Here is a 26,289-nt window from a genome sequence, read left to right on the forward strand (position 1 = left end):
CAGCCGGCGGCGCCTTCCGTCGCCGGGTGCTGGCCCCCGGTGACAGGTAGGGAAAAGTCGACCATCAAGTCTCGACCTGGCCCCGCTGACGCCTCCCGGTCCGCCGACTGAAATGGACGGGTGATCACTCCTCCGCGCCAACTTCGCTGGAACCGCCGCTGGTTGTGGCCCGCCGGCTGGCTGCTCTGCGCGGCCTGGGCCGCCGCCTTCCCGGTGGTCTCCCCACTCGGCCCGCACCGCGACTGGGGCACCGTCGCGGCCGTCGGCTACCTGCTGGCCGCCGTCCTCGTCCTGCTGCCGCGGCGCGACTTCCGTCTGCCCTCCGCTCTGCTGGCACTCGGAGTCTCCGGGCTGCTCCCCCTGCTGCTGGCCGTCCGCTCGGGCGAGGGCCAGAGCGAAGTCACGGTGATCGGCCGGGCCGGCACGGAGCTGCTGGCCCACGGCTCGCCGTACCTCGAGTCCCCCGCCTCCGTCCTGGACCTGACGCCCTACCTGCCCGCCATGGCCACCTTCGGCCTGCCGCGAGGGCTGCTCGGCGCGGGTGCCGCGCTCGGCGACCCGCGGCTGTGGTGCGCGGTGGCGTTCCTGGCGACGGCGGGGGGTGGGTGGCAGGTGCTGCGCCGGGGGCGGCCACGGACCGGCGCTCAACTTCCGGCTGCCCGGCGTCCGTTGGCGGGATCACCCGGCGGCCTGATCACGGGGCTGTCCGCCCTGCGGTGGCTCGGCCGGGCTCCCTTCGCACCAGGTACCTCAACCGGAGGCGGGTCTCCTTCCTCTCAACTTCCCGTCGTCCGGACCTCGTTGGCGCCGATGGCAGGATCACCTGGTCGCCGGATCACGGGGCGGACCGCCACGCGGCAGCTCAGCCGGGCTCCCCTCGCACCGGGCACCTCGGCCGGGGACGGGTACCCTGCCCCTCAACCTCCCGTCGTCCGGCCGTCGTTGGCGCCTGGCGCAGTCGCATTGGCGGCCTCGCCCGTGGTGGCGTTGCCGCTGACGGTGAGCGGGGTCGATCTGCCGATGACTGGCCTGCTCTGCCTGGCGCTCGCCCTCGCGTCGCGGCGGCATTCGGGTGGTGCCGGGCTCGCCTTGGCGCTGGCGTGCGCGATGAAGTGGACGGCCTGGCCGGCCGTTCCGGCGGCCGTCGCCCTGCTCGGGGCCGTGGCCGGACGACGGGCCGCCCGGCGCTGCGCCGGTGTCGCGGTGACGGTCACCACCGCGCTGGTGGCGCCGTGGCTGGTGCTGGCGCCCGGCCCGATGGTGCGCCAGGTGTTCGAGTTCCCGCTCGGCCTCGGCGACTGGCGTACCCCCGCCGCGAGCCCCCTGCCGGGACGCCTGCTCGCCCAACTCGGCGCTGGTGGTTGGTGGCTGGCACTCGCCCTGCTCCTGCTCGGCGGGGGCGCGGTGGCCGTGTCCCTGGTCCGCCGCCCGCCCACCACGGCGGTGGCCGCCGCCGACCGCCTGGCGGTCGGGCTGTCCGTGGCGTTCCTGCTCGCACCGGCCGGACGCTTCGGGTACCTGGCGCTGCCACTGTTCCTGGCCGTCTTCACCCGCCTCGCCTCCGGCCGACCGTCCGGCGGTGGCACGTCAACTCCCGTCCCGCAGAACGCAGTCCGCCGGCCGGCGCCGCTCGCGACCAACGACTCGCCGACCGCTCGCCCCACCTCCCGCGAACCGGTGGCCGCCGGCCGCCACTCCTGACCACCGCCCCTCCCCTCCACCCCTCTCAACTCCCCTGCGAGGCACCCATGCCCACCACCCTGATCGTCACCAACGACTTCCCACCCAGGCAGGGCGGCATCGAGACCTTCGTCCACGCAATGGCCGTCCGGGTGCCGAACCACGACGTGGTCGTCTACACCTCGGCCGAGCCGGGCGCGGAGGCGTACGACGCGACGTTGCCGTTCCCGGTGGTTCGGGATCGGTCGCGGATGCTGCTGCCCACGGGGCGGGTCTCGCGGCGGGCGGTGGAGATCGCGCGGGCGCACGGGTGTGACCGGGTGTGGTTCGGGGCGGCGGCCCCGCTCGCGGCGATGGCGCCGGCGTTGCGGCGCGGCGGTGTGGAACGGCTGGTGGCCACCACGCACGGGCACGAGATCTGGTGGGCCCGGACGCCCGGGGCCCGGAGCCTGTTGCGGCGGATCGGCACGCACTGCGACGTCGTCACGTACCTCGGCGAGTACACCCGGCGGCGGATCGGCCCCGCGCTGGGACCGAAGGCGACGCTTGAACGGCTGGTCCCGGGCGTCGATCCGGCGCTGTTCCGCCCCTCACCCACCGCGCGCCGGACGATACGCGAGCAACTCGGCCTCTGGGACGCCCCGGTGGTGCTGTGCGTGGCCCGGCTGGTACCCCGCAAGGGGCAGGACATGCTGATCCGCGCCCTTCCGCTGATCCGCCGCCGCGTCCGGGGCACCACCCTTCTGCTGGTCGGTCAGGGCCCGGACGAGGCCCGCCTGCGCGGCCTGGCCGAACGTCACGCCCCGGGCGCGGTGTTCTTCGCGGGCGGCCACCGCCACGCCGACACCGCCCGGTTCTACGCGGCCGCCGACGTCTTCGCGATGCCGTGCCGAACCCGCCGCGCGGGCCTGGAGGCGGAGGGTCTCGGCATCGTCTTCCTGGAGGCCTCCGCCGCCGAACTCCCGGTCGTGGCCGGACACTCGGGCGGCGCCCCGGACGCCGTCCTCCCCCACCGCACCGGCCTCGTCGTGGACGGCCGCGACGTCTCCGTCATCGCCGACGCCATCGCCTCCTACCTCGAAGACCCGTCCCACGCCCGCGAGTTCGGCCGCGCCGGCCGCAACTGGGTCCAGCAGGCGTGGTCCTGGGACGCTTCCGCCGCCCACCTGAACGCCCTCCTCGCCGGTGAAGCGACGGCCCGCCAGCCGGAGATGCCCGGCGCGAAGCAGCCGCCTGGCATGTGAGGTGGAACCGGAACACCATCTCCAGTGTGAAGAGTCTCCGAGCCCCTTGGCCGCGTCCACCGCGAACCGGCTGCCGTCGAGCCGGATCACCGACCGCGTCCCGCCCCGGCGATGTCGGGTGATTTCCTGACAGGAGCGGGATGTTCCGGTAGATGTGTGTGGGTGAATGACTCCACGCCCGAGGACGGCGAGCCAACTTCCTTCGCTGCGAAGGCAAAGAACCTGTACGGGAAGCACAGAGGGAAGATCCTCGCCGCCGGTGCCGCCCTGGGGGTCGCGGCCCTGACCATCATTGTCGTGGTCGCCAAGCAGGCAGAGGAACAGAACGCCACCGAGGACGCCGAAGACGCCGAGGACGCCGGGTGGGTCGCCGACCCCGCGGCTGTGAACGAGCCACGGACATCCCCCGTCAAGCACCGGGTAGCGGGGCACACGAGGACCCTTGCTGACGGACGCGTTGTCCCCGTTACGGGCTACGAACGGGGCGGCTCCTCAGATGACGGCGACGAGGACGAGGACCCCGGCGTCGCCGCAGCCTGAGCGCGGTCGGCCTCGCCCGTTCCGTGCCTGGGTCGCCAGTGTCATTCTCAGGAGTCTTGTGCGGACTCCTCGGCCAACGTCCGGGGCGGGTCGGCAGAACATCGATGCCTCCGCCGTACGGATGGTGAGTGCGTACGCCGCAGCCGGATGCGTCAGGCAGTGTCGACTCCTTCGCGGTCGCGGTAGGCCAGGACGGCGAGGACGCGGCGGTTGCCCTCGGTGGGGTCGAGGTCGAGTTTCATGAAGATGTTGCCGGCGTGTTTGACCACGGAGGCTTCGGTGACGGTCAGGCGCTGGGCGATGGTCTGGTTGTTGAAGCCCTCGGCCATCAGCGCGAGGACTTCGTGTTCGCGCGGGGTGAGGCGGCGCAGCGGGTCGTCGGCGGTGCGGTGGGCGAGCAGGATGCGGACGACCTCGGGGTCGATGACGGTCCGGCCGGCGGCGACGCGTTCGAGCGCGTCGGTGAAGTCGGCGACGTCCATGACGCGGTCCTTGAGCAGGTAGCCGAGGCCGCCCTGGTCCGCTGTGGCGGCGCCGAGCAGGCGGGTCGCGTAGGCGGTGGCGACGTACTGGGAGAGCACCAGGACGGGGAGGCCGGGGTGGCGTTCGCGCAGGTGGAGCGCGGCGCGCAGGCCCTCGTCGCGGTGTTCGGGGGGCATCCGCACGTCGGTGACGACGATGTCGGGGCGGTCCTCGTCGACGGCGCGGATCAGCTGTTCGGCGTCGCCGACGGAGGCGATGACGTGGTGGCCGAGCCGGGTGAGGAGTTCGACGAGGCCGGCCCGGAGCAGGACGGCGTCCTCGGCGATCACGATCCGGAGCACGGCACCTCCAGGCGCAGGCGGGTCGGCCCTCCGGTGGGGCTGGTCACGGTCAGGCGTCCTTTCAGGATGGCCACCCGGTCGGCGAGGCCCTGCAGGCCGGCGCCGGTGGCGGGGTCGGCGCCGCCGCGGCCGTTGTCGGTGACGGACAGCACCAGGATGTCACCGTCCAGCGTGCCGTGGACGGCGATCTCGTCGGCGTCACTGTGCTTGGCGGCGTTGGTGAGCGCCTCGGTGACGGTGAAGTACGCGGCACTCTCCACCGGGCCGGGCAGCCGGTGCGGCAGGTCGAGATCGATCAGCACGGGCACCGGATGGCGCAGCGCCAACTCGGCGACGGCGGCCGGGAGTCCGTAATCGGTGAGCACCTGCGGGTGGATCCCGCGGACCAGGGTGCGGAGCTGGTCGAGCGCGAGGCGCGCCTCGCCGCGGGCCCGGGTGACGAGTGCGGCGGCGGGAGTGTCCTGGCCGCGCAGTTCGAGTTCGGCCAGGCCCAACGTCATGCCGAGGGCGACGAGTTGCTGCTGCGCTCCGTCGTGCAGGTCTCGCTCGATGCGGCGCCGCTCGGCCTCGAACGCGTCCGCCAACCGGGCCCGGGAGCGGGTGAGTTCGACCACCTGCGCCCCGAGGTCCTCGTCGCGGAGGCCCAACAGCAGCCTGGCGAGCCTGACTTGCGCACCGGCCACCAGCGCACCGCTGTACGCCGCGACCACCAGTCCGAGCAGCCCGACGGCGCTGGCCGCGAGCCCGTCCACCGGCCCCGAGACCGCCCGTCCGGGCAGCAGCATCACGGTGTCCGGGCTCACCGCCCAGATGAACAGCGGCGCGGCCAGCAGGAGCAGACTGAACCCGATCCCCGCCGCGAAGACCAGCCCGACAGCGGTGAAGACCGTCGACTGCACTGCGGCGTACCCGAGTTCACGCCAGGTCGCCCGCTCGCGCAGCCGGGTGCGAAGCCAACGCCGCGCCACCGTCCGGTGCGGATCGGCGAGTTGATCCGGCTCGACCAGCCGCAGCCGTCGACGTTCCACCGCCCCGACCGGCACCCCGAGAACGGCCGTCCCGGCCAGAACCAGCAGCCCGACCCCGACCACCGACAGCGCGACCCCCGCCACCACCCCAACGGCCAGCACCAGCAGCACCAGCACACCCTGCACCGCACCGCTCACCAACAACGCCCAGACCCGCCACGGCCACCCGGACACCAAGAACCCCAGGGGCCGCCGCCGCACCGCCGCCCACACCGCGACGTCCATCCGCGCGCCTCCCCTTGCCGTTCGCACCCGACTCTACCCAGCCGGACCAGGCACGACGGCAACCGGACCGCCGGGCCCGTCAGTCCTCGCGCTCCAGGGCTTCCTTCACCAACTCCGCAGGCACCGAACGCATCGTCCACCCCGTGATACCCGCCACCCGGGTGACCGCCCGGTCGAGCCACTCCGGATCACCGAGGCGGTGGGCCTCACCGGCGGCGACCGTTGAGGCCATCAACTCGGCGGCCAGCAGCACCTCTTCGCTCTTGTACTGCTCCGGATGCCGGTTGAAGGTCAGCCTGCGGCTCTCGTCCGGGTCGCGGAGGGTCAGGAAGAGATAGCCGATACCGGGCCGCTTCGACGGCCACGGGTAGTCGAACCCACCACCGGCCGCGTCGCCGCCTCCTCGCGCGAAGCGCCCGACCTGGATGCGGATCCCGGACGTCACCCGGGACCAGTCGATCAACTCACCCTCGGCGTCACCGACGTGCAGCACCATGCCGTCCGCCCGCAGTTCCACCCAGCGGCCGCCCAGCAGCGTGGAATCCCCCACGGCCCAGCGTCCGTCGAGATTTTCCAGCGGCCCGTAGTGCTTTCGTTCGTCCCCCATACCCCTTATTCGATCACGGGCAGCCACCAGCCCGTGACCCGGTCCGCAACGTCGAGCAAACTCCTCGGACCCGACCGGGGCCGAGGACCGGCAGGACGATCCCACCTGGTGATCGGTACGATCAGCAGGTCGGAGGGGGCATGACGTTGCAGGTTCTGTACAGCGGGAAGACCAGAGAGCTCGAACTCTCCGGGACGCGCCAAGGGCTCCTGGCGCTCGGGCAGTTGCTGCGAGGGAAGGCCGGAAGCTGCGATCTCTCGGAGAGCCGGGACCCCTCTCCCTACGAGCGGTCGCTGTCCGGGATCGCGTTCCGGGAGGATCCGGAGCGCGACACCGTTTCGATCGTCACGGACGGCCAGATCCTGCGGATCGAGGGAGGACGGGAAGCTCTCGACCTCCTCACCGACAACATCGAGGGCTTCGCCGCCGAGGCGGATGCAAGCCATCACTGGCACGCCGAACCCTCGACCTGCGACTACATCGCGCCGAAGTCGGACCCGCTGGTGGTTGCGTTCCTGAGCTGAGCCGGTCGAGCCCGGCTCAGCAACGGGACACGGCAGATCAGATACTTCACCGCCTTCGCGAGGGCGTCTGGTTGACATTCGGAGACGGTGGGGAGCAGCGAGGTGCGCGGTCGACGAACTTGCTTCGTCGACATCGTCGGGAGTGCTGCGCAACGAGACGATCGTGCTCAACACTTCGCGTGTGTAGGCCGCTGTCTGGAGAAGGCCGGGGATGACCCACGACTGGTACATCCGGAACCGTCGAGTGCGCCCGAACAGTGGGCGTACGGACTCCTGAGCCCGTTTGAGGCCGGCGCGCTCCAGGCGTCGCCACTCGACGTACATTCCCTCGATGTTCCGGGCCGTCGCGATGAGGTCGGCGGCCTGGTGCGGGACGCCGCAGATGGCGGTCCAGGTGCGCAGGTCGGCCTCGGAGGGCATCACCCGGCCGCTCTGGATCTTGGAACATTTGGATTCGTGCCACCCAGCAGCTTCGGCCAGCGCCCGTGCGCTGAGTCCGGAGTCTCGCCGGATGTCGCGCAGACGCTGGCCGAGGGCCTGCTTGGCTTGCTGAACGCTGGATGACGCGGACACAGTCAGCGCAGCCGGAAGTCCTCGTGCGGGACCGCCCGTTCCCAGACGGCCTCGAAGGCGGAGGCGCAGAGCTTCACGGTCTGCGGATCAGTGATGAGGTCCTCGTCCACGAAGTCGCCGTCACCGCTGAAGTGGTGAACCAGGAGGAGTTGTCCGTCGATCAGCCAGAAGTCGTTGCCCGGAAGTGCCAGGCCGGTCGCCTTCCGACGGGGAAGCCACCTGACCTGTTCGCCGGCGGCGAGGTTCCGGAACGTGATCTCGTGCTCGAACCGGATGTACTCACTCACCGGTTCCGAGACGACCCGCGCGCGCAGCACCTCAACGCCGCGGTTCGTTGTCTCCTCGATGAGCTGCAACCAGGGGCTCCACCACGACGGGCGGTCGGCAGGGTCGTCGCGCTGTCCGCCGAGCCAGCGGAGGAACAAGGGGTCGTCCGGCATGTATCCGTCGCGCATCTCCAGGTGGAGAGCCGAGCGGGTACAGGTCCGCAGCAGATCCTCAAGCGATGGGGCTGCTGCCACCGTTCACCTCCGGGAAGAACTGCATCATGCGCCTGGGGAATTCGATCACCGTCTCGTGCCCGGGGATGTCCATCTGGGCGAGACGTTCCGGGTCGAGCACCTTCCAGCCCTGGAGGATGTAGTTGCCCGTCGCGTCGTCGAAGTAGACCGTCGGGGACTTGCCTTCGGGGCTGTTGGGGTCTTGTCCGAGCTTGTGCAATGCCATGGTGGGCCTCCCAGCAGGTCGGAGCCGATCGCCTTGGACAATCTTTCCGCGCAACTCACCACCGCACCATGAACTTGCTCGAACTTGCTCCCGCCGGGCACACCCTGGTGTTGGCCGGCGAGCTCAGACGATCAGCAGCTCGCCGCAGGATTCGGTGAGGCTGACGCGGGCGTCCGCCGGGATTTCGTGGTCGGTGATGAAGCAGTCGAGGTCGGTGAGGGCGGCGAAGCTGCTGAGGCCGACGATGCCCCATTTGGTGTGGTCGGCGACCGCGACGGTGCGGTGGGCGGAGGCGATGAGGGCGCGGTTGGTCTGGGCCTCGGCGAGGTTGGGGGTGGTGAGGCCGGCGTGTTCGCTGACTCCGTGGGCGCCGATGATGAGGAGGTCGACGTGCAGGGAGCGGATGGCCTGGTCGGCGAGGGGGCCGACGAGTGCGGCGGAGCGGGTGGGGGCGCCGCCGGTGAGGAGGAGGTCGGGGCCGTCCTCGGCGGTGTGGGTGCGGAGGAGTTCGGCGACGGGGAGGGAGTTGGTGACGACGGTGAGGCCGGGAATGTCGAGCAGGCGGGTGGCGACGGCGTAGGTGGTGGTGCCGGCCGAGAGGGCGACCACGCTGCCGGGCTGGACCTGGGCGGCGGCGGCTTCGGCGAGTGCGGCCTTGGTGTCGGTCTCCAGGCCGGACTTGGCTTCGAAGGCCGGTTCTTCTGCTGTGGCGGTGCGGGCGACGGCTCCGCCGTAGACCTTGCGGACGGCGCCGGTACGGGCGAGGGCGTCGAGGTCGCGGCGGACGGTCATGTCGGAGACGCCGAGCCGGTCGACGAGTTCGGCGACCTTGACGGCTCCGTCCCGGCGTACCTGGTCCAGGATCAGCGCTCGTCGCTGGGCGGCGAGCAGTACGCCGTCGGTCACTTGGTCCTCCGCCGGGGTGATTGGGGAGCCGCCAGCATAGTCGACGGGTTGGACGCTGTTCGGGTCTGGTGCTGTGTGTTTGAATGTGTTGACTGTCTCACCAGACCCGCGATTGCCCGCTGGAGTTGCCCGATGACCACCGACGCCGCCGAAGCCTTCGCCGCCGCCTACGGTGACGCCCCCGACGGCGTGTGGGCCGCGCCCGGCCGGATCAATGTGATCGGTGAACACACTGACTACAACGAGGGGTTCGTGCTGCCGGCGGCGCTCCCGCACACCACCCGGGTCGCGGCCCGCCGCCGCACCGACGGCCGGATCCGGCTGACCAGCGTGCAGGGCGACGGGAAGGTCACCGAGCTGGACCTCGAGGGCCTCGCGCCGGGCGCGGTGCCGGGCTGGGCGGCGTACCCGGCGGGCGTGTTCTGGGCGCTGGCGCAGGCCGGTCACCCGGTGGGCGGCGCGGACCTGGCGTTCACCTCGGACGTGCCGACCGGCGCGGGCCTGTCCTCCTCGGCGGCGCTGGAGTGCGCCACCGCGATCGCCCTGGACGAGCTGTTCGGTCTCGGCCTGGACGCCCCGACCCGGGCGCTGCTCGCCCAGCGCGCCGAGAACGACTTCGTGGGTGTGCCGTGCGGCGCGCTCGACCAGATGGCGTCCAGCTGCTGCGTCGCCGGTCACGCGTTCTTCCTGGACACCCGGACGCTGACCGGCCGCCAGGTGCCGCTCGACCTGCCCGCCGTCGGCCTGTCGCTGCTGGTGATCGACACCCGGGTCAAGCACGACCTGGGCGACGGCGCGTACGCCGCCCTGCGGGCGGGCTGCGAGCGGGCGGCCGGGCTGCTGGGCGTGCGGGCGCTGCGCGACATCGGCATCGCGGAGCTGGCGGCGGCCGAGGAGAAGCTGCCCGCCGAACTGCGGCCGCTGGTGCGGCACGTGGTGACGGAGGACCAGCGGGTGCTGGACACCATCCGGCTGCTGGACGCGGGCGAGCCGCGGGCGCTCGGCCCGGTGCTGACCGCGGGGCACGCCTCGCTGCGCGACGACTACCGGGTGTCCTGCCCGGAGACCGACCTGGCGGTGTCCGCCGCGAACGCGGCCGGCGCGCTGGGTGCCCGGATGATGGGCGGCGGCTTCGGTGGTTCGGTGCTGGCCCTGGTCGACACCGACCGGCTGGACGCCGTCGAACAGGCCGTACGCGCCGCGTTCGCCGGGGCCGGGTTCGTCGACCCGTACGTGTTCCCGGCGGTCCCGTCGCAGGGCGCCCACCGCGTCAAGTAGGAAACAGAGAACGAAGCCCCGCCCGGGAACTTCCCTTCCCCGGGCGGGGCTTCGCGTAAGAAGAGCCTAGATCTCGCGCAGCGTGCGGGCGGCGGTCTCGGGGCGGATGTCGTTCATGAATGCGCCCATGCCGGATTCGGTGCCGGCCAGGTACTTGAGCTTGCCGGCCGTCCGGCGGATGGTGAACAGCTCGAGGTGGAGGGCGAGTTCGGCCTCGGCGGGGCGCGGCGACTGGTGCCAGGCGGCGATGTAGGGGGCCGGTTCGGGGAAGAGGCGGTCGAAGCGGCGCAGCAGGTCGAGGTAGATCCGGGGGAATTCGGCGCGGGCCGGCTCGTCGAGTTCGGTGAGGTCGGCGACCCGGCGGTTGGGGTACAGGTGCACCTCGTAGGGCCAGCGGGCGGCGAACGGGACGAATGCGGTCCAGTGGTCGCCGGTCAGGACCACACGGGTGTCGGGGTGGCCGAGGGTGGCGCGTTCGGCGGCGAGGACGTCGTCGTACAGGTTGCGGCCGGTGGCGCGTGCGTACTCGGTGACCTTGGCGATGGCCTGGGCGGTGCGGGGGGTGGTGAACGGGAGGGCGTAGATCTGGCCGTGCGGGTGGCCGAGGGTGACGCCGATGTCGGCGCCGCGGTTCTCGAAGCAGTAGACCTGGCGGACGTCGGCGCGGGTGTGCAGTTCGGCGGTGCGGTCGGTCCAGGCGTCGAGGACCAGGCGGGCCTGCTGTTCGGTCAGGTCGGCGAAGGACGCGCCGTGGTCGGGGGTGAAGCAGACCACCTCGCACCGTCCGGTGCCGGGCGTGAGCGTGTACGGGCCGTCCGACCAGGGGGTGACGAGTGCGGCGGAGGAGCCGGCCAGCGACGGGAAGCGGTTCTCGAACACCGCCACCTGGTAGTCCGCGGCGGGTACTTCGCTGAGCCGGCCGTCCCGTGACGGGCAGAGCGGGCATTCGTCGGCCGGCGGGTGGTAGGTGCGGCCCTGCCGGTGCGCGGCGATGGTGACCGCGTCGCCGGTGAACGGGTCGACCCGGACTTCGGAGGCGCTGGCCGCCGGGTCCAGCGGCCGCGCGTCGACCGCGTCGCGCACGGCGGGCTCGGTGTCGTAGTAGACCAGTTCGCGGCCGTCGGCCAGCTTGGTCACCGTCTTGTGCACGGCGGCGCTCCCTCTCGGTTCGACCATCACATCAAACATCTTCGAACATGAAGCATCGCAATGCAACATCCGGAGGGTCACCGCGAAGCCCGCCGCACGGTCGCCGCGAAGCCCGCCGCAGGGTGGCCGGGAAACCTCCTGCGGGGTTGTCTCCGCCGTGAGCTAGAGTCCGCCACGAAAGAGATGGGAGCGGTACGGGACCGTTTCCAGGGGGAGAACCAGAATGTTCAGGACCGGACGTACGTTCCTCGCCGCCACCGCCGTCGTGCTCGCACTGACCGCGACCGCCTGCGGCAACAAGGACGCCGACGGCAATGTTGTAAGCAACAAGGGCGGCGCGGCCACCTCCTCGGCCCCCGAGCTGGCGCCCGCCGCGGCGCTCGCGCTGGTGGGCGAGAAGACCTCCGCGGCCAAGTCCGCCAAGTCCGAGGTCACCATGCAGGTCGGCACCGGCAAGGCCACCACCGTGAAGGGCGCGATCTCCTGGGAGCACGGTCTCCTGGGCGAGCTGACCGGCACCATGGGCGGGGCGATGGCCGAGAACCTCGCCAAGGCCGGCAGTGACGGCACCTTCACGGCGCGCTATCTGAGCGACGCCATGTACGTCAACATGGGCTCGGCGATGGCTTCCCAGCTCGGCGGCGCGCACTGGATCAAGTACAACTACGCGGACCTCGCCCGGCTGATGGGCCCGGCCGGCGACAGCCTGAAGAGCCAGCTGCAGAGCTCCGACCCGGTCGCCTCGGTGCGGGCCCTGATCGCCTCCGGCAAGGTCACCAAGGCCGGGACGGAGACCGTGAACGGCGCCCAGGCCACCAAGTACAGCGGCGACCTGTCGGCGACCGACATCGCGCAGGCCACCGCCAAGGGGCTCACCCAGGAGCAGGCGGACGCGCTGCAGAAGCAGTTCACCACCGCCGGGATCACCAGCGACCACATCGAGGTGTGGGTCACTGGTGACAACCTGCTGGTGAAGAAGGTCGAGCAGATGCAGAGCAAGGCCGGCGAGATCACCGCGACGGCGACCTACTCCGACTACGGCACCGCGGTCGCGGCCACCGCCCCGAACGAGAGCGACACGGTGGACTTCACCAAGCTCATCGCGGGCGCGAAGACCGGCAGCTGACGCAAGAACGCGCGGGGCGGACGAACCGCCCCGCGCGTGAGTACCGGGGTTACTTCTTCTTCGGCGCCGGCTTGTCCTTGAGCCGCTGGGCCTCCTTGCGGACCTCGGCCTGGATGGTGCGCTCGCGCTGCAGCCAGTCGGGGTTCTCCTCGCGGAGGGCGTCGATCTGCTCGGTGGTGAGCGCCTCTGCGATGCCGGCCCGGTTGAGGCCGGTGACGGAGATGCCGAGGCGGGCGGCGACCGTCTGGCGCGGGTGCGGGCCGTTGCGGCGCAGGTCGGCGAGCCACTGCGGCGGGGTGGCCTGCATGGCGTTGAGCTCGTCGCGGGAGACGACGCCCGCCTGGAACTCGGCGGGGGTCGCCGCCAGGTAGATCCCCAGCTTCTTGGCCGCAGTCGCGGGCTTCATGGTCTGGGAGCTCTTGGGCTTGGGCGTAGTCATGCACCAAGGGTATAGGGAGCGCGCACCTGCCCAGGTCACGGTAGGTAGCCTGGACGGTGTGACCGAGATCGAGCAGCCTTCCCCTTCCTTCCGCCTGGTGTACGTGCCCGGGGTGACGCCGACCAAGTGGCTGCGGGTGTGGGGTGAGCGACTGCCCGGCGTCCCGCTGGAACTGTTGCAGTCCACGCCCGTCGCCGGGCACCAGCTTCTGCTGACGGGCGGCGCGGACGCGGGCCTGGTGCGGCTGCCGGTGGACCGGACGGTGCTGAGCGCGATCCCGCTGTACACCGAGACCACCGTGGTGGTGTTCCCGAAGGACCACTGGCTGGCCGCCGCCGAGGGCGCCGCCGAGGAGGTCTCGGTCGCGGACCTCGCGGAGGAGATCGTCTTCCACCCGCAGGACGACGTGCTGGAGTGGCCGGAGGGCCTGCCGGGACGCCCGGCGTTCGAGCGTCCGGAGACCACGGCCGACGCGATCGAGCTGGTGGCGGCGAACGTCGGCGTGCTGGCGGTGCCGCAGTCGCTGGCCCGGCTGCACCACCGGCGCGACCTGACCTACCGCGTGCTGGCGGACGTCCCGCAGTCGCAGGTGGCGCTGGCCTGGCCGGAGGAGGCGACCACCGACCTGGTCGAGGAGTTCATCGGCATCGTGCGCGGCCGCACCGCGAACAGCTCCCGCGGCCGGGCCGCCACCGAGCCCGCGAAGAAGCAGCCCGCGGCGAAGAAGGCTCCCGCCAAGTCCCAGGCGCAGCCGGGCGGTCGGCAGCAGAAGCCGCGGCCGGGCCAGCGCGCCGCCACCACCCGGCAGGGCCAGGCGAAGCAGGGCCAGGCGAAGCGGGGCCGCAAGCGCTGAGCCGTCGCCGGCGCGGGGCCGCAAGCGCTGAGCCGTCGTCGGCGCGGGGCCGCAAGCGCTGAGCCGTCGTCGGCGCGGGGCCGCAAGCGCTGAGCCGTCGTCGGCTTCGCTGTCGCGTTCCCGCAGTTGGCGCGGTGTGGCCCGCATCATGGTCGGCAGGCATCCTTGCCGTACCGACCGAGGAGAGAGCCACGATGGTGCACGCACGGGCCGGGCAGCCGGCGCAGCCGCAGGATCTGATCGACGTCGCTCGCCTGGTGACGGCCTACTACGCGCTGCATCCGGACCCGGCGGAGGTGGGGCAGCGGGTGGCGTTCGGCACGTCCGGTCACCGGGGTTCCTCGGTGCGGGCGGCGTTCAACGAGGACCACATCGCGGCGACGGCGCAGGCGATCTGCGACTACCGGGCCGAACAGGGCACCACGGGGCCGCTGTTCCTCGGCATCGACACCCACGCGCTGTCCGAGCCGGCCCGGGTCACCACGCTGGAGGTGCTGGCGGCGAACGGTGTGACGGTGCTGCTGGACTCGGCGGACGGCTACACCCCGACGCCCGCGGTCTCGCACGCCGTCCTCACCCACAACCGGGCCACCGGCCGCCCCCGTCCGTCAGCGCTCGCGGACGGCATCGTGGTGACGCCCTCGCACAACCCGCCCGGTGACGGCGGGTTCAAGTACAACCCGCCGCACGGCGGCCCGGCCGATTCGACCGCGACCGGCTGGATCGAGCGCCGCGCCAACGAGTTGCTGGCGGCGGGGCTGAAGGGCGTCCAACGGGTGCCGTACGCCCGGGCGTTGGCGGCCGGCACCACCGGGCGTTACGACTTCCTCGGCGGGTACGTGAACGATCTGCCGGCCGTCCTGGACCTGGACGCGGTGCGGGCGGCGGGCGTGCGGATCGGCGCGGACCCGCTGGGCGGCGCGTCCGTCGCGTACTGGGGGCGGATCGCCGAGACGCACCGGCTTGACCTGACGGTGGTCAACCCGCTGACCGATCCGACCTGGCGGTTCATGACGCTGGACTGGGACGGGAAGATCCGGATGGACTGCTCCTCCCCCTACGCGATGGCCTCGTTGATCGGCAAGCGGGACGCGTTCACGCTGGCCACCGGCAACGACGCGGACGCCGACCGGCACGGCATCGTCACCCCCGACGGCGGGTTGATGAACCCGAACCACTATCTGGCCGTCGCCATCGACTACCTGTTCCGGCACCGTGACGGCTGGCCGGCGGCGGCCGCGGTCGGCAAGACGCTGGTGTCCTCCTCGATGATCGACCGGGTGGCCGGTGCGCTCGGCCGGGACCTGCTCGAAGTCCCGGTCGGCTTCAAGTGGTTCGTGGACGGGCTGCTGAACGGGACGGTGGCGTTCGGCGGCGAGGAGTCGGCCGGGGCGTCGTTCCTGCGCCTCGACGGCTCGCCGTGGACCACCGACAAGGACGGCATCCTGCTCGCCCTGCTGGCCTCCGAGATCACCGCCGTCACCAACCGCACCCCGTCCGAGCACTACCGCGACCTCACCGCCCGGCACGGCGACCCGGTCTACGCCCGGGTGGACGCCCCCGCCGACCGTGAGCAGAAGGCCGCCCTGGCGGCCCTCGACGCGTCCCGGGTCGCCGCCGACACGCTGGCCGGTGAGCCGATCACCGCCGTCCTCACGCACGCCCCGGGCAACGGCGCGGCGATCGGCGGCCTGAAGGTCCGCACCGAGAACGCCTGGTTCGCGGCCCGCCCGTCCGGCACCGAGGACGTGTACAAGATCTACGCGGAGAGCTTCCTCGGCGCCGACCATCTGACGAAGGTCCAGGACGAGGCCCGCGGCCTGGTGGGCGAGGTGCTGGCGAAGGCCTGAGAGACCCGGCCGCCACTCTTTCGGATGGTGCCGCGCGACACGAGCGGCCGTACGTGGTACGGCACCTGACGGATCGTCAGCATGACGTCCATGATCTCGCTACGCCGTACCACCACGGCCGCTCTCGTCGCCTGCGCGGCACTGCTCGCGCCGCTGGCCCCCGCCCGGGCCGGGGCGCCACTGCCCGGCGGGCGCCCGATGGAGGGAAGGGTCTCCGCCTACCTGGACGGCATCCGGCAGGACCCGGCCCGGCTGGACGCCTTCCTGCGGGCCCTGCCCAAGGGCGGTGACCTGCACAATCATCTGTCGGGTGCGGTGTCGACCGAACTGCTGATCCAGCTGGCCGCCGAGGACGAACTGTGCATCGACTCGGGGACGTTCGTCTCGGCGACCGGGCCGTGCGAGGGCACCGCCCGCCCCGCGAAGGACGCGGTGACCGACCAGGAGTTCCGCGCCCAGGTGATCCGGGCCTGGTCGATGCAGGACTTCACGCCGGGTGAGGAGTCCGGCCACGACCACTTCTTCGCCACCTTCGGCAAGTTCGGCGAGGCCAGCTGGCGCCACCCGGGCCGGATGCTGGCCGAGGTCACCGACACCATGGCCGCCCAGCACCAGATGTACCTGGAGACCATGGTGACGCCGGCCTTCGGCGGGCCGGCGGCGCTGGCGGCGAAGGTCGGCTTCGACCCGGACTTCACGGCGCTGCGCGAGAAGCTGCTGGCGGACGGCCAGGTCCAGCGGCTGGTGGACCAGGCCCGCGCCGACCTCGACCACGCGACGGCCGAGTACCAGGACACCGCGCAGTGCGGCACCAAGCAGGCCCGCCCGGGCTGCGCGGTGACGGTGCGGGTCCAGTCCCAGGTGTCCCGGGCGGCCGGCCCGGCGCGGGTCTTCACCGAGCTGCTGCTCGGCATGGAACTCGCCTCGCAGGACGAGCGGTTCGTCGCCGTGAACCTGGTGCAGCCGGAGGACCACCGGGCCGCGCTGGACAACTACAGCCTCCAGATGCGGATGCTGGACTTCCTGCACCCGTTCTACCCGAACGCCCACATCAGCCTGCACGCGGGCGAGTTGGTGCCGGGCCTGGTCAAGCCCGAGGACCTGCGCTTCCACATCCGCCAGGCGGTGCTGACCGGCCACGCCGAGCGGATCGGGCACGGCGTCGACGTGGCGCAGGAGGACGACTCGGCGGAGCTGCTGCGCACCCTGGCCGAACGCAAGGTGCTGATCGAGGTGCCGCTCACCTCCAACGAGCAGATCCTCCAGGTCTCCGGCCAGGACCACCCGATCGCGCTGTACCGGAAGAACGGCGTGCCGGTGGCGCTGTCCACGGACGACCCCGGGGTGGAGCGGATCGACATCACCCACGAGTACGTCCGGGCCGCCCTGACCTACCGGTTGAGCTACCGGGACTTGAAGGACCTGGCCCGCACGTCGCTGGAGTACGGCTTCGTCGCCGGGCGCAGCCTGTGGAAGGACCGCGACGGGTACCTGCCGGTGGCGGAGTGCCAGGACCGCCCGCTGGGGACGACGCCGACGGGCGCGTGCGCGGCGCTGCTGCGGGAGAACCCGAAGGCGGCCCTGGAGTGGCAGATGGAGGGCGCCTACCGGGACTTCGAGCAGGCGGTGCTGCGCGGCAAGTAGCCGTGCTTCCAAGGACGAACGGCCCGCCGGGAGTTGGATCCCCGGCGGGCCGCCCGCATACCAACAGGTCAGTGCTGGCGGCGCAGGTGGGTGTGCAGGCCGTCGAGGACTTCGGCGGCCTGCGGTTCGCCGATCTCGCGGCACCAGGCGCTGGCGGCCTCCAGCCTGGTCAGTGCCTCCTGGGTGCGGTCGAGGCGGCTGCCCTCGATCAGGGCCGCGTAGCGGATCGATTCGGCGCGCGCGAGGTGGCCCTCGGGGCCGGCGGCGCCGAACGCCTCGATCGCCAGCTCCATCTCGGCGAGGGCCTCTTCGGGGCGCCGGAGGCCGATCAGGGTGCGGGCGCGGGTGTCGTGCAGGCTGCCTTCGGCGCTGTCGCAGGCGAGTGCGTGGCCGTCCCGCCGGGCGGCTTCGACCAGTTCGGCCGCCTCGGCGAGCCGGGCGACGGCTTCGTCCTCGCCGTCCGGGCCGCGGGTGTCGGCGGTGAACCGGGCGAGGCGCAGCAGCATGTCGAAGGCGGCGTCGGCGTGGGGTGCGGTGCGGTGGCTGTCGAGGGCGCGCTGCCGGGCGAGGTCGGCGGCGGGCCACTGGCCGGTGCGGGCCAGGGCGACGGCGGCCTCGCAGGCGACGATGGTGTGCATCTCGCGGTCGTCCCACCCGGCGGCGATGTCGGCGACGCGCAGGAACTCCTCGGCGGAGTCCCGGTGTTCGTCGAGTTCGCGCAGGGTGCGGGCGAGGTTGAGCCGGATGTGCACCTGTTCGTGGATGGCGAGGTCGGCGAATCCGGGCTCCAGGCGGACGGCTTCCAGGACGGCGGCGGCGTCGGAGAACCGGCCGGCGGCGGCCAGCACCTGGCCGAGCCGGCCGCGGGCGGAGGCGGCCTCGTCGGCCTGCCCGGCGTGGTCGTGGCGGGCGGCGGCCTCGGTGAACGCGCGGGCGGCGGACTCGTACTCGTCGCGGGCAAGGTGCACCCGGGCCAGCAGCAGTTGCACCCGGGCGGGGACGGCGGTGCGGTCGCCGTACTGGGCGGCGAGCTTCAGCCCGCGCTGGGCGAGTTCCTCGGCGCGGTCCAACTCTTGGGCGTCCAGGGCGATTTCGGCCAGCCAGCCGTGGATGCCGACCAGCTTCCACGGGAGGCCCGCGGCCTCGATCCGGCGCTCGGACTCCCGGATCAGCTCGGCGCTCTCCTGCTTGCGGCCGGTCAGGAAGTAGGCGCGGGCGAGGAGTTGCCGGGCGGTGACCTCCATCAGGGTGTCGTCCTGCCGGGCGGCCTCCGCGCGCAGGCGGGTGACGGCGGCCTCAGCGCGGCTGAGGTCGCACGGTTCGGGGCCGTTGGCGGCGTACTGGTGGGCGTCCGGCAGGTCCTGGCGGATCGCGACGACGGCCTTGGCGTTCAGCACGGTGAGCAGGGCGTCGCCGGCCCGGGTGGCCCCGGCCTCGACGAGCTCGCGGGCCCGCTCCTCCATCCGGTCGAGCTCCGCCGTGGTCGCGGCGTCGGTGTCGGCGTCCTGCTCGGGCAGGGCGGCGGCGAGGGCGCGGCAGCCGAGGGCCTGGGCGGGGCGGTCGGCCTGCTCGTAGTGCTCGGCGGCCTCGGTGAAGTGCGCGGCCAGTTCGTCGTCGCTCAGGCCGTCGCGGCGGGCGCGCTGTTCGGCGATCTCGGCGCGCAGCAGGGCGAGCGACCCGAGGTCGGGGTCGTCGGGGTGCCGGTAGCCGTCGGCGCCGACCAGGGCGTCGATGCGCCGCCACAGGGCGAGCGCCTCGGGGTGCCGCTGCTCGTGCAACTCGCGGGCGCGGGCGACGAGTTCGGGCAGCGTCTCGGTGGCGGCGGGGGTGCTCTCCGCAGGCTGGGCGGCGGCGGGCACCGGCGCGGGCACAGGGGTGGCGGCGCGCAGGCCGAGGGCGAACGGTTCGGCGAACAGCGGGGTGCGGGCCAGGCGTTCGCGGCGGGCGTCGCCGACGGCGGCGGTGCCGCCCCGGTCGTCGAAGCGGGCGGCGAGCGCGTCGCCCTCGGTGCCGAGCTCGGTGAGCAGCGCGGTGACGGTCCAGTTCCTGCCGGGCGGGCCGGCCACCGGGACGTCGCCGTGGCCGGTGGCGGCGAGCCGGGCGAGCAACTGCTGGGTGCCGGTCAGGAAGTACAGGCGGGCCAGTGGGTCGCCGTGCCGGCCGAACAGGTCGCGGTTGTCGGCGAGGATCTCCAGGCCGCGCGGTTCGTTGCCGGTGAGGGCGCAGAACTCCAGGTGCAGGCCTATCTCCTCGGCGGCGCGGGCGCGGCCGCGGGCCCACCGGTAGCCGGTGAGGTGGCAGGAGCGGGCCTCGTCGGTGCGGCCGGCCCGCAGCAGCGGCAGCAGCGCGTGGGCGCGGCTGACGTGCGGCTCCTCGCCGCAGGACTGTTCGCCGTCCAGCACCGGACGCCATGTCTCCAGCGCCCGCGCGTCGTTGCCGAGGCGGACGAAGTGCTTTGCCTGGGCGCGCAGTTCGCAGGCGCGGCAGTCGCTGAGCGAGGAGCGCGAGCGGCCGGCCCACAGGTCGAAGGCGTTCTCGGTGCCCTGGCCGGTGAGCGCGGCGAGGTGGTACTGCTCGCCGTAGTAGGGCTGCAGGTCGTGGCCGGCGGCGCGGTAGTGCTCGCGCAGTTCGCCGTGCCAGCGGCGGACCGCCTCCAGCGGGACGTCCGGGACGCTGCGCAGGGCGTGCGCGACCCACTTGTAGCGCCAGTCGGTGGCCCGTTCGGCCCAGCCGTCGAAGCCTTCGGGGTGCTTCTTGCGCAGGGTGACGATCCGGGCGAAGACCACCGGGAGCTTGCGCCGTTCGGCGTCGTTCTCGTACGCCTCCATCAGGTCGAGGAGGGCGTAGGCGAGCAGCTCGGGGTCGTCGAACTGCTCGGCGGCGTCGGCGAGTTCCTCGGCGGTGACGGTGCGCTGCCGGCCGTGCGGCTGTTCGTCGTTGGCGCGCAGGGCGGCGCGGACGGCGTCGATGGTGTCGAGCATCACGGCTCCCGGTGCGGCGTGGTGGGCTCGTGGCCGAGCATGGCGTGGTCGAGCAGGGCGAGGAACGAGCGGTTGAGCAGGGCGGATTCGCTCGCCTTGAGCGGGCGCCGGGTGAGCAGCAGGGCCTGGCCGTACAGCGCTTCGACGGTGGTGGTGGCGAGTTCGGGGTTGCGGATCGCGGCGGCGCGGCGGACCAGCGGGTTGAGGTGGTTCAGGACGAGCTGGGCGCGCGGCACCGAGCTGCCCAGCGAGCCGAGGATGTCGGCCCACAACCCGTCGGCCTGGTCGGCGAGTTGGCTGCGGGTGCGCTCGTGCCGGGCTTCCCGGTCGTCGAGCAGCAGGGCGGGGGCGCTGCTGGGGTGGAAGGTGCGCAGCGCGACGTCGCAGTCGAACCGGCCGAGTGCTTCGCGGGCGGTGGCGAGGAACGCGGCGGCGGCGAGTTCGGTGGCCTGGTCGACGTTGTCGAGGTGTGCGGTGACGGTGGCCGGGTCGAGGTCGGCGACGGTGGTGCCGGTGCGGATCTCGGGCAGCCGGTGCACCAGGTCGCGGTCGTAGGTGTAGCCGCCGTTGACGACGCCGAGGCCGGCGGCACCGGCGATCGGGGCGACCTGGCGGAACTCCTCGACGGTGCGGGTGACCAGGATGACGGGGTGGGCGCGGGCGAACTCGTCGAGCGTGACGTTGCCGTCGGTGGTCTCGAACGGCAGCCAGGGCAGCAGCATCCGCAGTAGCTGGTCGTCGTGCCGGGCCAGCGACTTGACGGCCAGGTGGTGCACGGACAGGAAGCGGTGCAGCAGCGCCGGGTCGGACGCGGACAGGCCGGTCAGCCAGTCGCGGATCCGCAGCCCGAGCGCCTCGCGGACGGCGGCGAGTGTCTCGTCGGCGTACAGCGCCTCGCGGGAGGCGGTGGGGCGCAGGCGCTCGGCGTCGACCACGCAGCGCACGAAGAACGCCCAGTCGGGCAGCAGTTCGTCGGCCTGGTCGGAGAGCAGCATGCCCTTGAGGTGCACCCGGTGCCCGGCGCGGCGGGACGGCGGGACGGCCTCGGGCAGCACGTAGGCGACGCCGCTGAGGCCGACCAGCGGCAGGTCGAGCTCGATGGTGTCGAGCGGGGTGAAGTCGAAGGTGTCGCGGCAGTGCGCGGTGAGCGCGGCGCGGCGGGCGGCCGGGGTGTCGTGGCGGCGGGCCCAGGGCGCGGGGGTCTCGCTGATCCGCGTCCGGTGCCCGGCCGCGTCCACGACCGTCACCTGGTGGCGCAGCAGGCTGCCGTAGTGCCGGGCGAGTTCGGTGACCCGGCGGGTGGACGTCCACTCCTCGGCGTCGGCGCGCGGGGTGAGGGTGACGGTGGTGCCGGGCTCGCGGCGGGCGGAGGCGGGCAGCGTGGTGATGGTGTAGCGGCCGTCGGAGCGGCCGCGCCATTCGATCACCGGGGCGTCGGGGGTGCGGGCGGAGCGGGTGCGGACGGTGATCTCGTCGGCGACCACGAAGCAGGCCAGCAGGCCGATGCCGAACTGGCCGATGAACTCCTGGCGGGCGTCGGCGAGTTGACCGGCGTCCAGGGCGCCGTCCGGGGTGCGCTTGGAGCTGCGGCCGATGGTGGCGAGGAAGGTGTGCACGTCGGCCTCGGTGAGGCCGACGCCGGTGTCGGCCACCGAGAACTCGTCGCCGGTGGTGACGGTGATCGCGGCCGGCGCGGCCGGGTCCAGCTGCTGCCGGGCGGTGATCGCGTCGACGGCGTTCTGCAGCAGCTCGCGCAGGTAGACGCGCGGGCTGGAGTACAGGTGGTGGGAGAGCAGGTCGACCAGTCCGCGCAGGTCCACCTGGAAGGTGTGCGCGCTGGGGTCGTTCGGGGTCACCGGGCGGGTCCTTCGCTTCGGGGTTCGCTTCTGGAATCGGTGCGGGTCACGGGGCGATGGCGCGGCGGCTCCGGTAGGCGTCCGCCGGGTCGCCGAGGTACTGCCACGGGGACCTGGTGACGCGGCCGTCGAGCTCGGTGAACACCCGGCCCGCGGCCCGGTGTTCACCACTCAGCGAGAACGCCATCGCGAACGCGTTGTGGGCGCCGATCCAGGTCCGGTCACGGACGAACCCTGGGTGCCAGATGGAGCGTTCGGCGGCCTCGTGCAGGGAGCGGGCGACCGCGGCGTCGCGGATGTAGCGGCCGTCCTCGCCGTTGTCGAGGCTCAGCCAGTGCTCGATGTGCGCGAGCGCGACGAGTTCGCCGAGCCGGCTGCCCTCCGGGGCGGCGAGCATCGAGGTGCGGGCGAAGTCGTGCATCTCCTCGTGCGAGCCGCCCCACTTCGCGCACAGCTGCTGCAGGCGCTGCCGGTACGAGGCCGGGTGGTGCGGAAAGCGACGCACGGCGGCGTCGAAGCGCTGGGTCGCGACGCCCGTCGCGACGGAGATGCCACGGCCGGTGACCTGCAGGAAGTACCAGGGGCCCAGCCAGTCGGGCTCCCGCTCGGCGACCTCGAACAGCTGCTCCTCGGCACGCTCCAGGCGCTCGCCGAACAGCCTCCACTGCTCCTCGCGAACGTACTTGGCGTAGGCGCCGCTACGGGCCTCCCAGCCCCAGACCAGCTGCCGCGCACCGCAGACCAGCAGCGCGAGGGCATCCTCGGGATCCTGCTCGACGGCGCGGGCCAGCCACTCCTCGCTGCCCGACAGGTCGGAGACCAGGTCGAGCATCAGCACCAGGTCGGCCTGGTCCCGGGCCTGCTCCAGCACGGCCCGGACGCCCGGCCAGTCGCCGGCCCGGCCGCGTTCCAGCAGCAGCTTCAGCTCCGGGTCGCCGAATGTCGGGTCGAGCGCGGGCGCGCCCTTGCCCAGCCGACCCAACAGCCTGTCGAACAGTCCCATCCCCACGGTCCCCTTGTGCCGTACCGATCCACAGGGGCCGCCGTGAGGCCGCCCCGGACGGAGATTCCTATCACGCCCGCACGACAGGTGTGCGAATCGTTTCCGGCATCCGGACATCGAAGCCCTGCTCAGGGCCTGTCCGGTGCGGCTCATCCCCGGCTCATCTCCGACTCATCCGCGGCTCACCCGCACCTGTCCGGTGCGGCTCATCCCCGGCTCATCTCCGACTCATCCGCGGCTCACCCGCGACTCACCCTCGCCCGCTGATCCGGTCGGCGAGGGTGGCGAGCGCGGAGGTGCGGGCGTGCTCGTGGCGGTCGGCGTGCCGGTAGACGGCGTACAGCGCGTGCACGCCGAGCCAGCGCAGCGGTTCGGGCTCCCAGCGGCGGACCCGGTGGCCGACCCAGGGCAGCTCGGTGAGTTCGGTCCGCCCTCCCTTGCCGAGGTGGCGCAGCGTCAGGTCGCGCAGCGTACGGCCGGCCAGGTTGGTGGTGGCGACGCCACTGCCGACGTAGCCGCCCGCGAAGCCGACTCCGGTCGCCGGATCGAGAGCGACGGTGGCGCACCAGTCGCGCGGCACGCCGAGCACGCCGGACCAGGCGTGGTCGATCCGGGCCTCGGCCGCGGCCGGGAACATCTTCCGCAGGATCTCCCGGAGTTGGGCCACCGTGCCGTCGGGAGTGGCACCGTCCTGGTCGATCCGCGAGCCGTACCGGTACGGGTAGCCGCGACCGCCGAGCGCGATCCGGTCGTCGGCGGTGCGCTGCGCGTACATGTACGCGTGCGCCTCGTCGCCGAGCACCTCGCGGCCTTCCCAGCCGATCGCCTCCCACACCTCGGCGGGCAGCGGCTCGGTGGCGATCACCGAGGAGTTCATCGGCAGCCAACTGCGCTTCTGGCCCGCGATGTTGGCCGTGAAGCCCTCCGTGCACCGGAGCACCACCCGGGCCTTCACCCCACCCCGCGCCGTACTCACCTTCCGGGGCGCGATCGCGGTGACGGGCGTCGACTCGTAGATCCTCACCCCCGACCGCTCGACGGCCGCGGCCAGCCCGACCACCAGCTTCGCCGGGTGCACCCGCGCCCCGTTCGGCGTCCAGGTCGCCCCCAACGCGCCCGGCACGTACAGCCGTTCGGCCGTCTCCGCAGCGCTCAGCAACTCCACCTGGTCCGCGCCGAACGCCTGCTCGTGCGCGAACCTCTCCTTCAGCCGGGCCAGTTGGGCGGGCGAGGTGGCGATCTCCAGCACCCCGCCCCGGTGCGCGTCGCAGTCGATGCCCTCCGCGGCGGCGGCCCGCAGCGTCTCCGACACCGTGTCGTTCATGGCGAGTTGGAGCCGCCGCGCCGCATCCTCCCCGTGCGACCGGGCGTACCGCCCGCGCCCGGCGATCCCGTTGTACAGCCACCCGCCATTGCGCCCGGACGCCCCGTACCCGCAGAACTCCCCTTCCACCACCACCACTTCGAGCTCGGGCGCGGCCTGCTTCAGGTAGTAGGCGGCCCACAGCCCGGTGTACCCGCCCCCGACCACACAGACGTCCGCCTCCACCTCCCCCACCAGCCCCGCCCGCCGCTCGGGCAGCCCACTCGCCGCATACCAGAACGAGACGCCGCCATTGACGGTGGTCATGTCCACCAGCCCTGCCTTCCCTGAACTCCGGCCCTCCCCGCGTGCTCGGACGCTATTCGCGCCACCGGAAGCCGGGCAACGGACACCGTGTCAGTCCGGTCCAGTTCGCCCTGACACACTGCCCGGCCGGTGCGACAGGCGCGTTCACTACCGATCGAAGGCCGCCGATCGGTACGGTAGCGGTCCGTAGCGGAGCCGACACGGAAGCCGAGGGTCCGGCGTGGGGAACAGCGGCGTCACGTTCGGCCGGTTCGTCGCGCTTCGCCGCGCGGGACTCGGCTGGACACAGATTCGACTCGCGGCCGAACTCGGCCGCAGCGAGGACTGGATGTCGCAGGTCGAACGGGACCTGCAACAGGTCAGGGACCTGACGATCCTGCAACGGCTGGCCGGGTTGCTGGGCGCGGAGTTGGCCGAGCTGATCGCGTTGCCGCAGCCCGCCGTCGATCGGGTGAGATCCCGTTCCCGCAAGCCGCCCTCCGCTACGCTGGCGAGCACTTCCGGTCCCGAGGAGGACGATGTGCGACGCCGCCAGGTCGTGACTGCGGCGGCCGCCGCCCTCTTCGCGCCGATCGTGGGCGCACCGACAGCGAGTGCCACCGCCGGCAGTCTCTCGGACCTGGAGGACCTGCTGCTGTACGGCACCGGGCGGATCCCGGCCCCGCGCACCGACCCGACCCGGAAGACCGTCGGCGACTCGGTTCTGACGTCCCGTCGGGAGTTCAAGGACGCCCGTTACGACACCCTGGCTCGCGCCCTGCCCGGCCGGATCGCCGCTGCCGAGATGGTCGGGGCACCGGAGGAACGCGCCCGCGCGGTGGCGCAGCTCTTCAACATCGCCACCAGGCTGTGCATCAAGGTCGGCGACAACAACCTCGTCGTCATCACCTCCGACCGGGCGCTGACCGCCGCCCGCTCCGGCGGCGATCCGCTGGTCACCGCCGAGGCCCGGCGAATGGTCTCGAGTTCCTGGCGCCGCCAGGGAAGTCTCGCCCGTGCGACCGACCTGGCAGTAGTCGCGGCCGAGGATCTGCTGGCCGACACCACAGTCCCGGAGCGGGATCGCCTCGCCACCCGCGGCGAGTTGTACGCCACCGCCGCCTACACCGCCGCTAAGACGGGCGACCGGGCCTACGCGTACGCCCTGATCCGGGAGGCCGCCGACAGTGCGGCCGCGGCCAGGCGCGGCTCCGGCATGGTGGACGGCACGCGCGGTGCGGTACTCCACCAGGTCTCGGTGCACTACGAGTTGGGCGATTCCGGGCGCGCGATCGAACTGGCGCGCACCATCGACCCGACGACGCTGCCGACGCCCGAGCGCCAGGCCCGGTTCTTCACCGACGTCGCCAGGGCCTTCGGCCAGTGGGGCAGGCCCGAGCAGTGCTACCGGGCGCTGCTCGCCGCCGAGGCGGCTGCCCCGCAGGAGATGCGGCGCGGTGCGGTCCGCGAACTGGCCACTCAGCTGCTGAGGCACGACCGCCGGCTGCCGGGCGTACGCGACTTCGCCGCCCGGGCGGGCGTGCAACTGGGCTGACCCGTAGCCGTACTACGGCCCGGAGCCCGACTACGGATCCTGCCCCGGCTTCGGCAGTTCACTGGGCAC

Annotated in this window: 22 protein-coding genes and 1 pseudogene; 10 read left to right on the forward strand and 13 right to left on the reverse strand. The window is 72.6% G+C overall.

Features of this window, described 5'->3' with window-relative positions:
• The first annotated feature begins 120 nt into the window (after window positions 1–120).
• From ACFYS8_RS04050 to ACFYS8_RS04060, 3 genes are all read left to right on the forward strand, one after another.
• Complete coding sequence (locus tag ACFYS8_RS04050) at window positions 121–1,701, forward strand: glycosyltransferase 87 family protein (protein ID WP_387635388.1); 1,581 nt, start codon at window positions 121–123, stop codon at window positions 1,699–1,701.
• A 47-nt stretch (window positions 1,702–1,748) separates the two neighbouring features.
• Window positions 1,749–2,924 (forward strand): glycosyltransferase family 4 protein, encoded by a 1,176-nt coding sequence (locus ACFYS8_RS04055; protein ID WP_387635390.1) that lies wholly within the window; start codon window positions 1,749–1,751, stop codon window positions 2,922–2,924.
• Window positions 2,925–3,086: 162 nt separating this feature from the next.
• Complete coding sequence (locus ACFYS8_RS04060) at window positions 3,087–3,464, forward strand: hypothetical protein (RefSeq protein ID WP_387635392.1); 378 nt, start codon at window positions 3,087–3,089, stop codon at window positions 3,462–3,464.
• Window positions 3,465–3,616: 152 nt separating this feature from the next.
• Here the strand turns inward: ACFYS8_RS04060 and ACFYS8_RS04065 are convergent, their stop codons facing one another.
• The 3 genes from ACFYS8_RS04065 to ACFYS8_RS04075 form a co-directional block, all read right to left on the reverse strand.
• Window positions 3,617–4,288 carry a response regulator gene (locus ACFYS8_RS04065; protein WP_387635395.1) on the reverse strand — a complete coding sequence of 224 codons (672 nt, stop codon included), beginning with the start codon at window positions 4,286–4,288 and terminating at the stop codon, window positions 3,617–3,619.
• The gene (locus tag ACFYS8_RS04070; RefSeq protein ID WP_387635398.1) at window positions 4,273–5,541 is read right to left on the reverse strand and encodes a sensor histidine kinase; all 1,269 of its coding nucleotides are present in this window, start codon (window positions 5,539–5,541) and stop codon (window positions 4,273–4,275) included. The genes ACFYS8_RS04065 and ACFYS8_RS04070 overlap by 16 nt, the downstream gene beginning before the upstream one ends.
• A gap of 79 nt (window positions 5,542–5,620) precedes the next feature.
• Window positions 5,621–6,148, reverse strand: a complete 528-nt coding sequence (locus tag ACFYS8_RS04075; protein ID WP_387635401.1) for a hypothetical protein — start codon at window positions 6,146–6,148, stop codon at window positions 5,621–5,623.
• Window positions 6,149–6,288: 140 nt separating this feature from the next.
• Between ACFYS8_RS04075 and ACFYS8_RS04080 the strand changes: the two genes are divergently transcribed.
• Entirely contained in the window at window positions 6,289–6,672 is a 384-nt protein-coding gene (locus ACFYS8_RS04080; protein WP_387636898.1) for a hypothetical protein, read from the forward strand.
• A 132-nt stretch (window positions 6,673–6,804) separates the two neighbouring features.
• Here ACFYS8_RS04080 and ACFYS8_RS04085 read toward each other — a convergent pair.
• The 4 genes and pseudogenes from ACFYS8_RS04085 to ACFYS8_RS04100 all read right to left on the reverse strand — a co-directional run.
• Window positions 6,805–7,245: pseudogene (locus ACFYS8_RS04085) on the reverse strand (Scr1 family TA system antitoxin-like transcriptional regulator); the annotation flags it as partial.
• Window positions 7,246–7,247: 2 nt separating this feature from the next.
• Window positions 7,248–7,766 carry a DUF6879 family protein gene (locus ACFYS8_RS04090; RefSeq protein ID WP_387635404.1) on the reverse strand — a complete coding sequence of 173 codons (519 nt, stop codon included), beginning with the start codon at window positions 7,764–7,766 and terminating at the stop codon, window positions 7,248–7,250.
• The gene (locus ACFYS8_RS04095) at window positions 7,744–7,971 is read right to left on the reverse strand and encodes a hypothetical protein (RefSeq protein ID WP_387635407.1); all 228 of its coding nucleotides are present in this window, start codon (window positions 7,969–7,971) and stop codon (window positions 7,744–7,746) included. Before ACFYS8_RS04095 ends, ACFYS8_RS04090 begins: the two co-directional genes overlap by 23 nt.
• Window positions 7,972–8,094: 123 nt before the next feature.
• On the reverse strand, window positions 8,095–8,877 hold the full coding sequence (locus ACFYS8_RS04100; protein WP_387635410.1) for a DeoR/GlpR family DNA-binding transcription regulator: 783 nt from the start codon (window positions 8,875–8,877) through the stop codon (window positions 8,095–8,097).
• A 132-nt stretch (window positions 8,878–9,009) separates the two neighbouring features.
• Between ACFYS8_RS04100 and galK the strand changes: the two genes are divergently transcribed.
• Window positions 9,010–10,155: a galactokinase gene (gene galK / locus ACFYS8_RS04105; RefSeq protein ID WP_387635412.1), complete on the forward strand. Its 1,146-nt coding sequence runs from the start codon at window positions 9,010–9,012 to the stop codon at window positions 10,153–10,155.
• Window positions 10,156–10,221: 66 nt separating this feature from the next.
• On the opposite strand, the gene galT is transcribed toward galK, so the two are convergent.
• Complete coding sequence (gene galT, locus ACFYS8_RS04110; RefSeq protein WP_387635415.1) at window positions 10,222–11,304, reverse strand: galactose-1-phosphate uridylyltransferase; 1,083 nt, start codon at window positions 11,302–11,304, stop codon at window positions 10,222–10,224.
• A 223-nt stretch (window positions 11,305–11,527) separates the two neighbouring features.
• On the opposite strand from galT, the gene ACFYS8_RS04115 reads away from it, so the two are divergent.
• A complete protein-coding gene (locus ACFYS8_RS04115) occupies window positions 11,528–12,430 on the forward strand; it encodes a hypothetical protein (protein WP_387635417.1) in 903 nt (300 codons plus the stop codon).
• A 49-nt stretch (window positions 12,431–12,479) separates the two neighbouring features.
• On the opposite strand, the gene ACFYS8_RS04120 is transcribed toward ACFYS8_RS04115, so the two are convergent.
• Entirely contained in the window at window positions 12,480–12,869 is a 390-nt protein-coding gene (locus tag ACFYS8_RS04120) for a DUF5997 family protein (RefSeq protein WP_387635420.1), read from the reverse strand.
• A 58-nt stretch (window positions 12,870–12,927) separates the two neighbouring features.
• Between ACFYS8_RS04120 and ACFYS8_RS04125 the strand changes: the two genes are divergently transcribed.
• The 3 genes from ACFYS8_RS04125 to ACFYS8_RS04135 all read left to right on the forward strand — a co-directional run bounded on the left by ACFYS8_RS04125 (window position 12,928) and on the right by ACFYS8_RS04135 (window position 17,216).
• A complete protein-coding gene (locus ACFYS8_RS04125) occupies window positions 12,928–13,722 on the forward strand; it encodes a LysR substrate-binding domain-containing protein (RefSeq protein WP_387635423.1) in 795 nt (264 codons plus the stop codon).
• Between the two features lie 194 nt (window positions 13,723–13,916).
• Window positions 13,917–15,572 carry a phosphoglucomutase (alpha-D-glucose-1,6-bisphosphate-dependent) gene (gene pgm / locus ACFYS8_RS04130; protein ID WP_387635425.1) on the forward strand — a complete coding sequence of 552 codons (1,656 nt, stop codon included), beginning with the start codon at window positions 13,917–13,919 and terminating at the stop codon, window positions 15,570–15,572.
• A gap of 81 nt (window positions 15,573–15,653) precedes the next feature.
• Window positions 15,654–17,216 carry an adenosine deaminase gene (locus ACFYS8_RS04135; protein ID WP_387635428.1) on the forward strand — a complete coding sequence of 521 codons (1,563 nt, stop codon included), beginning with the start codon at window positions 15,654–15,656 and terminating at the stop codon, window positions 17,214–17,216.
• A 68-nt stretch (window positions 17,217–17,284) separates the two neighbouring features.
• On the opposite strand, the gene ACFYS8_RS04140 is transcribed toward ACFYS8_RS04135, so the two are convergent.
• From ACFYS8_RS04140 to ACFYS8_RS04155, 4 genes are all read right to left on the reverse strand, one after another.
• Entirely contained in the window at window positions 17,285–20,197 is a 2,913-nt protein-coding gene (locus ACFYS8_RS04140; protein WP_387635431.1) for a hypothetical protein, read from the reverse strand.
• Complete coding sequence (locus ACFYS8_RS04145) at window positions 20,197–22,053, reverse strand: HSP90 family protein (RefSeq protein ID WP_387635433.1); 1,857 nt, start codon at window positions 22,051–22,053, stop codon at window positions 20,197–20,199. The genes ACFYS8_RS04140 and ACFYS8_RS04145 overlap by 1 nt, the downstream gene beginning before the upstream one ends.
• 46 nt (window positions 22,054–22,099) lie before the next feature.
• Window positions 22,100–23,056 carry a hypothetical protein gene (locus ACFYS8_RS04150; RefSeq protein WP_387635435.1) on the reverse strand — a complete coding sequence of 319 codons (957 nt, stop codon included), beginning with the start codon at window positions 23,054–23,056 and terminating at the stop codon, window positions 22,100–22,102.
• Window positions 23,057–23,306: 250 nt separating this feature from the next.
• Window positions 23,307–24,686 (reverse strand): NAD(P)/FAD-dependent oxidoreductase, encoded by a 1,380-nt coding sequence (locus ACFYS8_RS04155; RefSeq protein ID WP_387635437.1) that lies wholly within the window; start codon window positions 24,684–24,686, stop codon window positions 23,307–23,309.
• A 220-nt stretch (window positions 24,687–24,906) separates the two neighbouring features.
• Here ACFYS8_RS04155 and ACFYS8_RS04160 point away from each other — a divergent pair, with 220 nt between their 5' ends.
• Window positions 24,907–26,220 (forward strand): helix-turn-helix domain-containing protein, encoded by a 1,314-nt coding sequence (locus ACFYS8_RS04160; protein WP_387635440.1) that lies wholly within the window; start codon window positions 24,907–24,909, stop codon window positions 26,218–26,220.
• Window positions 26,221–26,289: the final 69 nt, after the last annotated feature.

The sequence above is a fragment of the Kitasatospora sp. NPDC004615 genome (assembly GCF_042873545.1).
In the GTDB taxonomy this organism is placed as follows: domain Bacteria; phylum Actinomycetota; class Actinomycetes; order Streptomycetales; family Streptomycetaceae; genus Kitasatospora.

Excerpts from the sequence above, each read along its gene's own strand:
- ACFYS8_RS04120 (WP_387635420.1), bottom strand. The coding sequence starts at position 12,869 with ATGACTACGCCCAAGCCCAAGAGCTCCCAGACCATGAAGCCCGCGACT.
- galK (WP_387635412.1), top strand. The coding sequence starts at position 9,010 with ATGACCACCGACGCCGCCGAAGCCTTCGCCGCCGCCTACGGTGACGCC.
- pgm (WP_387635425.1), top strand. The coding sequence starts at position 13,917 with ATGGTGCACGCACGGGCCGGGCAGCCGGCGCAGCCGCAGGATCTGATC.
- ACFYS8_RS04140 (WP_387635431.1), bottom strand. The coding sequence starts at position 20,197 with ATGCTCGACACCATCGACGCCGTCCGCGCCGCCCTGCGCGCCAACGAC.
- ACFYS8_RS04075 (WP_387635401.1), bottom strand. The coding sequence starts at position 6,148 with ATGGGGGACGAACGAAAGCACTACGGGCCGCTGGAAAATCTCGACGGA.
- ACFYS8_RS04055 (WP_387635390.1), top strand. The coding sequence starts at position 1,749 with ATGCCCACCACCCTGATCGTCACCAACGACTTCCCACCCAGGCAGGGC.
- ACFYS8_RS04135 (WP_387635428.1), top strand. The coding sequence starts at position 15,654 with ATGACGTCCATGATCTCGCTACGCCGTACCACCACGGCCGCTCTCGTC.
- ACFYS8_RS04095 (WP_387635407.1), bottom strand. The coding sequence starts at position 7,971 with ATGGCATTGCACAAGCTCGGACAAGACCCCAACAGCCCCGAAGGCAAG.
- ACFYS8_RS04080 (WP_387636898.1), top strand. The coding sequence starts at position 6,289 with ATGACGTTGCAGGTTCTGTACAGCGGGAAGACCAGAGAGCTCGAACTC.
- ACFYS8_RS04070 (WP_387635398.1), bottom strand. The coding sequence starts at position 5,541 with ATGGACGTCGCGGTGTGGGCGGCGGTGCGGCGGCGGCCCCTGGGGTTC.
- ACFYS8_RS04155 (WP_387635437.1), bottom strand. The coding sequence starts at position 24,686 with ATGACCACCGTCAATGGCGGCGTCTCGTTCTGGTATGCGGCGAGTGGG.
- ACFYS8_RS04115 (WP_387635417.1), top strand. The coding sequence starts at position 11,528 with ATGTTCAGGACCGGACGTACGTTCCTCGCCGCCACCGCCGTCGTGCTC.
- ACFYS8_RS04150 (WP_387635435.1), bottom strand. The coding sequence starts at position 23,056 with ATGGGACTGTTCGACAGGCTGTTGGGTCGGCTGGGCAAGGGCGCGCCC.